The organism is Paenibacillus apis (genome assembly GCF_018333295.1).
Lineage (GTDB): Bacteria > Bacillota > Bacilli > Paenibacillales > Paenibacillaceae > Fontibacillus > Fontibacillus antibioticophila.
The window spans coordinates 82,234-93,631 of record NZ_BORS01000017.1 but is presented as its reverse complement, the minus strand read 5'-3'; the positions used below and the strand labels follow the sequence as shown (position 1 = coordinate 93,631).

Below are 11,398 nucleotides of genomic sequence, written 5' to 3'. Positions count from 1 at the left end.
AACGAATCCACAGCGCAATCGGCTATTTGTCACCGGTTCGATTTGCTGCAAGCTTTGAGAAGAAAACAAAGAAAAGGGAAGCATAACCTTTCACTTAATATGTGTCCACTATCTTGACAGAGGTCCAAAAAAGCATTAAAATTGCTGGTGGGAGAGCTCGTTCGATGATTTTAGTGCAGAAAGGCACTAAAATTACGGATGTGGGGGTTCATGCGACGATTATAGTGCTAAAAAGCATTAAAATTGCTGGGTGCGAGAGCTCGTACGATGATTTTAGTGCAGAAAGGCATTAAAATCGCGGATGTGGGGGTTCATGCGGCGATTATAGTGCTAAAAAGCATTAAAATTGCTGGGTGCGAGAGCTCGTACGATGATTTTAGTGCAGAAAGGCACTAAAATTACGGATGTGGGGGTTCATGCGACGATTATAGTGCTAAAAAGCATTAAAATTGCTGGTGGGAGCAAGTGTGAGGCTCTGACGCTAATGGCGGCTCATTCGCGAGGGGCAGGGGTCTGACAGCCGATTTTTGTGCTGAACAGCACAAAATAGCAGCCCCCTCCAGGCTGTTCCCTGCACAAGCGATGAATATAGGATGAGTATAATAAGCCGTGCGGAATACACAAGGTTTTCCGCACGGCTTGTTTAGAAGCTTATTATTCTGCTTAGAACGGATTCGTAGCAAGGAAGCCCGCCGTTTTGATGTACACACGAGGGTGCAGCTTCAATTGACTGACGATGAACTCCGCAAGGTCCTCTGCTTGAATGAACTTGGCGTCATTATTTTCCTTGATCAGATTCAAGTCCAGAGCCAGATCGGTTGCAACCGTGCTAGGCGTCAACGCTGATACACGAATATTGTTGCGGCGGACCTCCTGGGCAAGGGATTCCGTGAACCCTATCACTGCAAACTTCGAGGCACTGTAGGCACTGGCGGTTGCAGCGCCGTTCAATCCGTTCGTGGAGGATATGTTGATGATATCGCCGCTGTTCTTTTCAATTAATTGCGGCAGCACAGCACGAGTGACGTAGTAGGTCCCCAATAAATTGATGTCGATCATCCGCTTCCATTCTTCCGGATCCATCTCCATGACCGTGCCGAAGGTGGCGACTCCTGCATTGTTAATCAGGATATCAGCGGTGCCGAGCTCCTTGGTGATCGCCGCGATACCAGCCTCCACTTGCTCTTGGGAGGATACATCCACAGCAGCATAAGCCGTCTTTACTCCCAGTTCTTGAAGCTCGACAGCTACCTCCTTCAGTGTTGCCTCCGTTCTTGCCAGCAGACCGACATGCACGCCTTCCTTCGCCAACGCTGCTGCCGCTGCTTTACCGATTCCTCTTGCAGCCCCAGTAATGATGGCAACCTTTCCTTTCAAGCTTTGTCCCATGTTTCAAGCTCCTCTCAAATTAAAGAAATCTATTCCTATTATAAACGCCGGGAGAAGAAGTATCCTGCTTTCATATAACATACTTACTCGGATATGCCACCTTAAAGCAATAAAGGATCCTGCTGCTCTTCGCAGAGCGGGATCCTTTAGTCTTGATTTGAGGCTCAGATACGGATGTCAAGGCGGCCTTCTTCGTTCATCGTGGCTGTGTTCGAAGCCGCAGAGCCAAGCACGGAGCTTGTGCTGCTGGAAGTCTGCCGGGAAGCGCCGCTGCTGTCTGACGAGGATGCTGTCTCGGTGCTTTGCTGCAGCTTGGCGATTTGAGCCTCGATTTGCTTGAGCTGCTGTTGAAGCTGCTGCTCTTGCGTCTGTTTGGTCTGCTTGTCTTCAATACTGGAGTCCAGCCTGTTAATCCGGCTCTCGATCTGCGCCTTCTGCTTCTCCAGCGCTTTGACCTGGCTGTCTGTACTGCTTGAAAAGCTGGTTAATCTGCTATAGGAAGCTCCACTGCCTCCGGAAATAGAAGATATAGACATCATAAATTCCCCCTGCTGGATGGATTGGATACCTCCACTATATTCCTTTTTGCCAACAGGAAGATTAAACTAGGCTGAAAGTTTGCTTAATGCTTGTCTATCCCAGATTTCATTTACGACGCTTCCTAAATGTTCTCCGCTACATTCTTCGCCTGATCCTCCAGCTTCTTGGAGAAGCTGGCAATATCATCGAAATCCTTCATTGTCACGCGAATCTGCTGCTGGCTCTCTTCGATAGATGACTGAATACGGGTAATCCCTTCAGAAATCCCGAATATCTCCTTCGTGATACCGACAACAGTGCTCTGAATCTGAGCGATGGATTCCGATACCTCGTTGGACAGCTTCCGTACTTCTTCAGCTACGATATTAAAGCCTCTGCCGTACTCGCCAGCATGGGCTGCCTCGATGGCTGCATTCAGCGCAAGAAGGTTGGTTTGCGAGGCGATATCGCGAATGGTTTGCACGATCCCTTGGATCGCCTCGGCCTGTCCCTGCAATTCTTCAAGGGTAGCTGTATTATTCTCCGACGCCTCCGCGATCCGGTCTACGCTATACAGAAGCTCCCGGCTGCGTTCTACGCCCAACTCCGCCCGGCGGTTCAACTCCAGAGAGGTTGAGCTCAGCTCCTCCACTACTGTAGACAGGCTGTGCTGACGCTTCGTAATATCGGTAGCCACCTTCGACACACCGATTACATTAGCATGCTGCTCATCATAGATCGGCATATAGGTAGACTCAAGCCACACTGTCTCGCCATGGGCATTCTTTCGTTCAACCTTATCCTGAAATGTCTGTCCAGACAACAACGAGGACCAGAACTCTTCATAAGCGGGCGACTTGCTAAATGAGTCAAAACAGAAGTCGCTATGCTGCATGTTCTGCAGCTCTTCAACAGAATATCCCATCGTGTTAGCAAAAATCTCGTTGACGTATGCCACCTTTCGATCGATTCCAAATCGAATAATCGCCAGATTTCGACTTAAAGCTCTTATCATTGCTTCATCCATAGCGCTTCAACCTCCTGAGAAAAATAACGAGGGCATCCTCTTGTCCTCTTCGTCGCATTTGAACACAATTTAATTGGATGGAGTACATATCTTTAAATTATTTCCTGTCAATGAAAACAAACTCCTACGCTCCGATCCCGGTGCCCGGAACGGTCTCTGCCGGCTTCACGAGCGCTTTCTTCTCCCAAGCCCGGCTTCTCCAGCGGAGCAGCATAATAGTCCCGCGCAGCCACTCATCCACAACAAATGCGATCCAGATGCCAATCAGTCCATACCCGAGATGGACACCCAGCAGATAAGCCAGCGGTACAGAGACTCCCCACATTGAGATTACACCCATCAAGACGGGAAAACGCGCATCTCCGGCAGCCCGCAGTGAATTAATGACGACCGTATTGAACGTCCGTCCAGGCTCCAGTACAATGGACAGCAAGAAAATCGTTGCCCCAAGGGTAATGATTGCAGGGTCCTCGGTGAACATGCCGATCAGTTCGCGCCGGAATATCACTGCCGTGCCGACGATTGCAATGGTCAATACGAAGCTGATCCTGACGCTCTTTATCAGGCGTCGATAGGCTTCCTTCATCTCGCCTGCTCCGACCATCTGACCGACGATAATCTCTGTTCCTATGCCAATCGCCATCCCCAGCGCCATGAAATAGTTCGATACGTTCATCACATATACATGCGTGTTGAGCGCTGTGATCCCAATGATGTTGACAAAGCTGATAATCATCAAATACTGCGACTGCCAAGAGAGATGCTCCCCTGCTGCAGGCAAGCCTACACTCAGAATCTGCTTCACATAAGATCCGTTCCAATTTACATAGTCTTTTATGCGAATTCGGGCAGAGGTCTTGCGATACAACAGGATGAACAGGACAAAAACGCCAAGCAAGCGACTGACTACCGTCGATACCGCCGCACCTGTCACGCCCCATTCCGGGAATCCGAAATTCCCGAAGATGAGCAAATAGTTCCCGGTCACATGGATCAGGTTGACGCCTAGCGTCACAAACATCACGCTCTTCGTCTGCCCGCTTGCGCGGATGACGGAAGAGAGCGCATAAGACAGGGCTTCGATCCAGATAAAGCCGCCGATAATCTTCAGATAGTGGCTGGCAATCCCGATTTGCTCCGGATCCAGCTTCATCAGTACCAACAGAGGCTCTCCAAAGAAAACAAGCAGAATACTGACAAGAATCCCAAAGATCAGGTTCATCGAGATGGCCAATGCCGCAATCCGGCTTGCTTCCTTCTCCCGCCCTGCACCAATGTATTGGGATACCGCCACGCTGGTCCCGATTCCCACGAATCCGAACATCAGAATGCAAAAATAAATAATTTCATTGGCCAAGCCTACTGCGCCTGTCGCCTTGTCAGAGATGCGGCTGAGCATGAATACATCCACCGTGCCAAGCATCATCCGCAATACGGAATCAATTAATATCGGCCAAGTCACGGCAAACAGGCTAAGCTTCTTCCATGATGGAATTTGATTTGTTGTCAGTGTCACGTTCTCCAGGCTCCTACCTATGTCTATTCTCTATTACCTCCCTAGTGTAGCGCCCGCGAGAACATTCGTCTATGGGGATATTTAGACCAGAATTTGAGCTTTAAATTTCAAAATTTCATCCGCCGCCTGGCGATAGCCGCCCGACTGCCGGAAGGACGCTCCAACCCGTTCGGCGGATTCCCTGAACGAGGATTGAGCTAACACCTGGTTTGCCGCCTGAAGCAGTTCAGCAGCCGTCAGGCTTTGCATTCGCAATGCGATCCCTGCTCCCAGCTTGACCACTTGCTCTGCAATGAGGGGCTGATCTGCGCTTTGCGGGATGACGAGAAGCGGAACCCCATAATAGAGGCCTTCATGAGCACTGTTCATGCCGCCATGGGTGATGAATAATTTCGTATATTGCAACACTTCCATTTGCGGAACATAGCTGTTGACGATGAAGTTATCGGGGATGGTCCCCAGATCGGAAATCCTGATCTTATCTCCAACAGCCATGACCACCGTATACTCCGTGTCTCCAAATGCCTCAAGACATAGCCTATAAAAATCAACCGCCTGGTTGAAGACCGTTCCCAACGAAATGTAAACACACGCTTTACCTTGAATGGCGGAAAGGTCGAATTCCGGTTGCATGGACCGTGAAGCGATGGATGGTCCTACAAATTTAAAGCTTTGACCGAAAGCTCCTCCATCCGGTTGAAACGTCCTTGTCGTATAGACAAGGGTAAGCGGTGCTGGATTACAGTACACCTCGTAGGGAGAACGGATCTCCACCCCATATGCTTCTTTTAATCCTGCCGTCAGGCTATGGAACTGATCGATGATCGGCTTTGCCGCCTCGGCAGAGGTATCCTTAAAAAAGGGCTCCAGCATCTGATCGAGGCCGGCTTCTGTCAACGCAAAAGTCGTACACGAGCTGATTGCCGGCAGGTTGAGAATCTGAGCCAGGATGCGGCCGCAGCCAAACATGGAATCATGAATGATGTAATCGAAGCGTTCCCCTTTGATCTGTGCAAGGACGCCAGGTATCACAATATCGGCCGTCAGCAAAAGACCGTTGATTCGCTGGAGCAAGTAATCTCTTCCCCCTGAGATAAAGGCCTTAATAAACTTTTGATCGTCAAAGGTGCGTACCGAGGCCCCCGCCTTCTCCAACCGCTCCCGAAAAGCTTCTATGCAAAAATAAACGACCTTTTCTCCGCGCGAAACAAGCTCCTGTACGACGCCGATCGTTGGATTGATATGTCCCTCCGAACCGCCATTAATAAATAGTACGCGTGCCATGCATTATCCCTCCTTGGTCTTGTTAGTATCTCCAACAGACGGACAGTATAAGAGCAGTCTTTCCTTGAGCCTTGCCAGAATCTCCTCCGGCATTTCCTTAATCTTGAGATCCTCCCCCAGGAAAAGCAGCCAATCGGTTATTTCGCTCAGCTCCTCCGCCATCCGAACCTGAATGAACGCCTTAAGAACCGCCGAGGTTTGATAAGGGCTCGTATAGGAAATCGTATATTTTAAAGGGTGATACATGCGGAACTGGGCAATAGCCTTCGGGCCAAGCTCAAGCACCAGGTTGACTGCCTCATCCTGCTTGCTCGCTTTTTCCTCAATTTTTTTCCCGCTTAATCTTATTTTTGCCGTGTAGGGCTGCACATCGACGAGATTGTCGACGGGGTATAGCCGCTTCTTCTCTTCATGGAGATCAAAGCCCTCAATCAGCCAAAAGCTCTTCTCCCGGTAAAGATGAAGGAGGTAAATCGGATAGGTCCGTATTCCATGATCTTCTTCAATGGTGATGGATAAATATCTATCCGATAACAGAAGCTGAATCAGGGTTTCGAGCATCGGGTGAGGAAGATCGGACAGGTCCAGCAGATCGGGGTTGTTCGGATTAGTCCCTTCAAAGAGCAGGAGTTGATTTAACAGCACCAGGTCATCCTGCTGATTCTCCGAGATCAGGCCCAATAATTTCTCTGCGAGGGACTGGCGGCTTTTCAGGTAAGGAAGCTGCTGATTTCTTGTTGCCATAAAGGCTATAAAAAGAGCCTTGATCTCGTTATCGGTAAACCGTACGGTCGGCAGGACCGAATTGCTCATGACAAAGTAGCCGCCATCCCTCCCCACTTCGGCTACCAGCGGCATGCCCATCGCTTCAATCTCCCGGATATCGCGGATTGCGGTAGAACGGGAGATATGGAACTCTCGCATAATTTCAGAGATGGTAAAATGGGCGCGATTGTTGATATACCGCATGATAATATTGATTCGCTCAACCTTTTTCATAGGACCTCTCTAAACAGTTTCACTTTTTGACATGGTTTAAAGTTATTATAAGCTCATCAAGTGAAAAGACCAAATCACTCGAACAAAATTAAAGCGAAGGCAGGTTTTGAACATGGCAAATTATACACTCGAAGAGAAGGACAGCTTTACAGTATTAGGGATTGGAACAGAGCTAAAGAGCAATTACACAGACTATGCCGGTATTAATAAAGAAAAATCTGACTTTTGGCAAGCTGTTCGAGAAGACGGGAGACTGGATACGCTGAAGTCTGTCGCCGAGAATGACTATATCTTTGCCGTAAACGAAGCGGTGAACAACAAAATGATGCATTATGCAGGCGTCCTGACTGAAAAGGTACTGCCGGAGGCTACCCGGGTGATCCAGTTCCCCCAAGGGCCGTATTTGGTAGTAAAAGGAGAAGCGGCAACCTCAGAGGAGCTGAGCAACCAGCTTACCGGGATCGCCTTTGGCCAGGTGCTGCCGGCGGAAGAGCATTTTGCCTATGTGGGCGGACCGAACACAACGGTGGAGATGGAGCAGAAGAATGGCCTGATCCTCGGAGAATTGTGGATCCCGGTTGTGCGGAAATAGTGGTGTGGAAAATAGTCGTTCGGAAATAAAGGAGGGATAGCATGTCCTATACAGTTGATTTCAAGCAAGTATCGACGGTTGGTCTGGAGTCTTCGCCTGTCGCTGAGGCTCTGGCTGGCTTGCGGGCCAATGAAGCCCGTTACTTCATGAACAAATATAAGCATGAATTTACGGTGGTTCCCGCCAGCGAGAGCCAGGACACACTGGATTATGTGAGCCGGATTCTCAGGGAAGAGCGCGGGATCGAGTTTGCTGCCAAGCCGCTCGAGACATCCCGTTTTCAAGTGGAAAATATCGCATGGGCCTTTGTCTTTTACGAGGACGGTCTTGGAGTCAATGTGCTGTATACGGTGGATGATCCCAAGAAACGCGCAGTCGGGTTCAAGCTGTCCGAGGGAATGGAAGTGCCTAAGGAATTGGAAGGAAGGTTCAAGTTCGCCCGGCAGAAGTCCAAGCTGGCCGGCACCATTCGGGGCTCGTTCTTTGTGATTAAGGGAGAATACTGAACCCCGACCCCGAGCAGTTCTACATTTGCTCCGTCTTAACTTAAATCAATGCATATGATCCGCCCCCTGATTACAATGGAGCCAATCCAATCCGTTGAATGAGGGGGCTTTTACATGATCTCCTAGGCATCCCGTTGCTGCTCTATCAGATAAAAGAGATAGTCCGTCGGCACCCCGGCATAACCCTGCTGTCTCAGCATTGCTGTTATATTCCCCCGGTGATAGGTCCCGTGATTGACCACGTGCTGCAGGATATCCGAGAAACGGGTATCAAGAGAGCCGTGGCTTGGATGTGTGATGGTCATCGCCCTATTCAAATCCGGTGTGCGCGTCAGCAAATCACGGAACTGTTCCGTAACATCAGCAAACAATTGCTGCATATCTTCGACGCTCTTCCCTTGCGTCTCCTCAGTCCAGCCCGGGATTTTCGGAAAAACCTCCTCATTCGGAAGTTCTGAGAGCACGGCCATATAAAGCCGTTCAAACATATACATATGCCCCAGCGTTTGGGCTACGGACGGGAACACACTCGTCACCTCTGCATGGAAGACTTCCTCCGGAAGCTGCTTTAGATGGGCAAATAGCTGGTCGTTCGCCCAGACATGGTATTCGTATTGCCTTTTCGGGTCTGGATTCATTTTAATTCATCCTTTCCTTTATTCACCATTCGACTACTAGAACCGCAGCCGCATTCCTAGCATATACCCTATTCACTGACAACTGCTGTCAGCGAAGTTCAGTCGAAGTCGTCTTCGTAGCGTAGTATTTCATGAACCATCCAGATGCAAGTGGGTCAAACGTAAAAACACCTCTTCCCACTTGAACTCTGTGATCATGATTATACAAGTTTAGTATAATATACCACAGCTTAATAGCGGGTGAAGAGGTGTTATCAAATCCATATAACTATATAAGTTGAACTAAAGATTGTACACTGGAGGCAACGTGTGAAGTGTGCTTACGATCGCTGTTGTTCGCGGATTTCTCTAATTGAACTAAGATATTATACGGTAGAAATCCACTCGCAAAGGCGAACGCTTCCGCTTCTACAGCACACTTCACACTTATGCCCTTTCTGTGCATTTTTCTAGTTCAACTTATATAGCCTGTTGCAGGTACCGCAAGCCAATGACCTTGGCTGACTTCGATAAAGTGAGATTGATTCAAATTGTAAGGGTCCTCTTGATCCAGCACTCGAATTGACTCCTTTGTATCTGAAAGCCTCACACTAGGATCAGGCACAGGCACTGCAGACAATAAGGAACGAGTATATTCGTGCAGCGGATTGGCATAGCTCCTCGCTGTCGGCCAACTCAACCATTCTTCCCTTGTACATGACCGCTACCCGATCGCTGATTTGCTTGACCACAGCCAAATCATGAGCAATGAACAGATACGTCAGACCCAGCCGCTGCTGCAACTCCTCCAGCAGCTTGACGATCTGGGCCTGAATCGATACGTCAAGAGCCGACAGGGGCTCATCACACACGATGAGTTCCGGCTCCACCGCCAATGTCCGGGCAATTCCGATCCGCTGCCGTTGCCCGCCGGAGAACTCGTGCGGGTAACGCATGGCGTGGGACGGCTCGAGCCCAACAAGTTCAAGCAACTCCTCTACCCGGCGCTGCCGCTCCCGTTTGCCCTTTGCCATCCCGTGCACATTGAGCGACTCTCCGATAATGTCGGCAATGCGCATGCGCGGGTTGAGCGATGCATAGGGGTCCTGAAAGATGATTCCCATATCTGCGCATGGTCTTCATTTCCGAGCGGTTAAGATAGTTCAAAGGAATCCCCTTGAACAGCACCTCTCCGCCCGTCCATTCATTCAAACGAAGAATGCTGCGCCCCATCGTCGATTTGCCGCTTCCCGATTCGCCTACAATGCCCAGCGTGCAGCATCAATCCTGCTTATATTGCTCCTTCAGGATGCCGGAGCCGATTCCGCCGCCCAGCATACCAATTAACGAGCCGAAATTCCAAAAGATTGAGCTCCCCTGTAATGCAATCTCCAGCGGTGTTAATTTGTTTAAAAGGAGGACGCCCAGCTTGATGACCATCAAGGCAAAGCCTGCCAAGAACAGGACGTCAAAGGCAAATTTCATTCTCGGATAGGCCAATTGCCTGCTTTCCTTGATTACCTTTTTTGCCAACTCTTCGTCGCTCTTTAATAGCTCATCGATGGTAACCTCAAACAGATCGCTAATTTTAATAAGGATCTCAATGCTGGGATAGTTCTGCCCGTTCTCCCATTTCGAAACCGACTGCCGGCTCACAAACAGCTTCTCGGCCAGCTCCTCTTGGGACCAGCCTTTCTTGCTTCTCTCCGTTTTTAATTTCTCTGCAAAGATCATAGCAGCAACTGCCTTTCCGCAAATTATATGTCTATGATGATTAGCCGGATGCGATAAGTAAAGAACGCCGTCGTTGCACGGGCCTGCAACCTAAGGTTGCGCGGCCTGATCTCGCTAAACCAGGTCCTTCAAGTCTTAATCATCGAGCAGCCGTCCCTGATCATGCCATTGACCGTACATTTTGTTTTCTCTCGTGCTTGCTATGAATTTCTCCAGCCTGCTCTTGAATAATTCCGGTTGATTCTTGTAGCTTTGGATCGTATCGATCCGAATTCTTCTATAAAGCTCCGGAAAGGCCATGAAATTCTGATACACTTGCTCGTCTTCCTGTAATTTTTGCTCGATTGCCTCGTCTATCTGAAATGAACCGGAATCCATATCAGGAAGAACTCTTCTTCCTTCATCCGTCATGAGGCCCAGCTTTTCGAGGCGGCGGGCGCGTTCCTTGTTCAGCTCCGTCCATGAACTTTTTTTAGTTCTAGGGGACAGTCTTTGCGCCAGCTCCGTCTCAGAAATTTTCTTCTTGACTCCATCGATCCACCCGAAGCACAAGGCCTCCTCGACTGCGTCCAAATATAACAACGCATCAGGAGCAGGCGTCATGCTCACCACAACCCAGCAGCATTTGGCTGTCCTGCAATGGTCCTGCAGCCAATTCCTTAGATCTTCTCTTGACTTTGCGGGAATTAAGTTTTCGATTTCCATAGCCAGCTTAATGATCCTTTCCAAGGCGAGTTGATTTCTTCATCATACCTATTTCGTAAAAGAAAATCATGACCATCCGTTAGGCGGGTGGTTTGCTCTTGAGGTATAATCCCAGTTGCCAAACTGCGCCTAAAGACGCTAGTCTGAAAATAAAATTGATCTTCATATATTGCACCTGTTGGGTACTTCAGTTCATTTGAGCCTATGTGGCTGATCGCTGGATCACCTTGTCGACGAATTGTATAAAGTGCAATTAAAATCACGCCATTTCTAAATTTCACAGGTTTAAGTGTACTCCCTACAGCTAAATTCCTGTTTTTTTCAGAGTAGCGGAGTTCTTTACAAATCTAAATGCACTCTATACAGCTATGTTTAAATGCAGAGCCCAAGTTCAGAAATTAGGTGTACCTTTTACACTTAAACCGCACCCTAGGTTCAATATAAACTGGAGCAATGATCTTGTTGGTTCAACCTTATTCCTCCACCCGCATAGCGGGTGGTTTCGCACGC

The 11,398-nt window shown here is 49.0% G+C and carries 12 protein-coding genes and 1 pseudogene; 2 read left to right on the top strand and 11 right to left on the bottom strand.

Going from position 1 to position 11,398, the window contains the following annotated elements; all coding sequences use genetic code 11:
- Positions 1–663 precede the first annotated feature (663 nt).
- From KI362_RS21025 to KI362_RS21000, 6 genes are all read right to left on the bottom strand, one after another.
- Positions 664–1,389 carry a 3-ketoacyl-ACP reductase gene (locus tag KI362_RS21025; protein WP_301630213.1) on the bottom strand — a complete coding sequence of 242 codons (726 nt, stop codon included), beginning with the start codon at positions 1,387–1,389 and terminating at the stop codon, positions 664–666.
- A gap of 164 nt (positions 1,390–1,553) precedes the next feature.
- A complete protein-coding gene (locus KI362_RS21020; RefSeq protein ID WP_301630211.1) occupies positions 1,554–1,925 on the bottom strand; it encodes a FlxA-like family protein in 372 nt (123 codons plus the stop codon).
- 125 nt (positions 1,926–2,050) lie between these two features.
- A complete protein-coding gene (locus KI362_RS21015) occupies positions 2,051–2,935 on the bottom strand; it encodes a methyl-accepting chemotaxis protein (RefSeq protein ID WP_301630209.1) in 885 nt (294 codons plus the stop codon).
- 124 nt (positions 2,936–3,059) lie between these two features.
- Positions 3,060–4,445, bottom strand: coding sequence for an MATE family efflux transporter (locus tag KI362_RS21010; RefSeq protein WP_374705694.1), 1,386 nt, complete (start codon positions 4,443–4,445; stop codon positions 3,060–3,062).
- Positions 4,446–4,532: 87 nt separating this feature from the next.
- On the bottom strand, positions 4,533–5,735 hold the full coding sequence (locus tag KI362_RS21005) for a macrolide family glycosyltransferase (RefSeq protein ID WP_301630207.1): 1,203 nt from the start codon (positions 5,733–5,735) through the stop codon (positions 4,533–4,535).
- Positions 5,736–5,738: 3 nt separating this feature from the next.
- The gene (locus KI362_RS21000) at positions 5,739–6,734 is read right to left on the bottom strand and encodes a helix-turn-helix transcriptional regulator (protein WP_301630205.1); all 996 of its coding nucleotides are present in this window, start codon (positions 6,732–6,734) and stop codon (positions 5,739–5,741) included.
- Between the two features lie 112 nt (positions 6,735–6,846).
- Here KI362_RS21000 and KI362_RS20995 point away from each other — a divergent pair, with 112 nt between their 5' ends.
- The gene (locus tag KI362_RS20995; RefSeq protein ID WP_301630203.1) at positions 6,847–7,326 is read left to right on the top strand and encodes a GyrI-like domain-containing protein; all 480 of its coding nucleotides are present in this window, start codon (positions 6,847–6,849) and stop codon (positions 7,324–7,326) included.
- 41 nt (positions 7,327–7,367) lie between these two features.
- On the top strand, positions 7,368–7,832 hold the full coding sequence (locus tag KI362_RS20990) for a phage tail protein (RefSeq protein ID WP_301630201.1): 465 nt from the start codon (positions 7,368–7,370) through the stop codon (positions 7,830–7,832).
- 122 nt (positions 7,833–7,954) lie between these two features.
- On the opposite strand, the gene KI362_RS20985 is transcribed toward KI362_RS20990, so the two are convergent.
- From KI362_RS20985 to KI362_RS20965, 5 genes and pseudogenes are all read right to left on the bottom strand, one after another.
- A complete protein-coding gene (locus tag KI362_RS20985; RefSeq protein WP_301630199.1) occupies positions 7,955–8,470 on the bottom strand; it encodes a DinB family protein in 516 nt (171 codons plus the stop codon).
- Between the two features lie 454 nt (positions 8,471–8,924).
- Positions 8,925–9,724, bottom strand: a pseudogene (locus KI362_RS20980) (ATP-binding cassette domain-containing protein); the annotation flags it as partial.
- Between the two features lie 6 nt (positions 9,725–9,730).
- Positions 9,731–10,183: a helix-turn-helix domain-containing protein gene (locus KI362_RS20975; RefSeq protein ID WP_301630197.1), complete on the bottom strand. Its 453-nt coding sequence runs from the start codon at positions 10,181–10,183 to the stop codon at positions 9,731–9,733.
- Positions 10,184–10,318: 135 nt separating this feature from the next.
- Entirely contained in the window at positions 10,319–10,888 is a 570-nt protein-coding gene (locus KI362_RS20970; RefSeq protein WP_301630195.1) for a YdeI/OmpD-associated family protein, read from the bottom strand.
- A complete protein-coding gene (locus tag KI362_RS20965) occupies positions 10,870–11,169 on the bottom strand; it encodes a hypothetical protein (RefSeq protein ID WP_301630193.1) in 300 nt (99 codons plus the stop codon). The genes KI362_RS20970 and KI362_RS20965 overlap by 19 nt, the downstream gene beginning before the upstream one ends.
- Between the last annotated feature and the right edge of the window lie 229 nt (positions 11,170–11,398).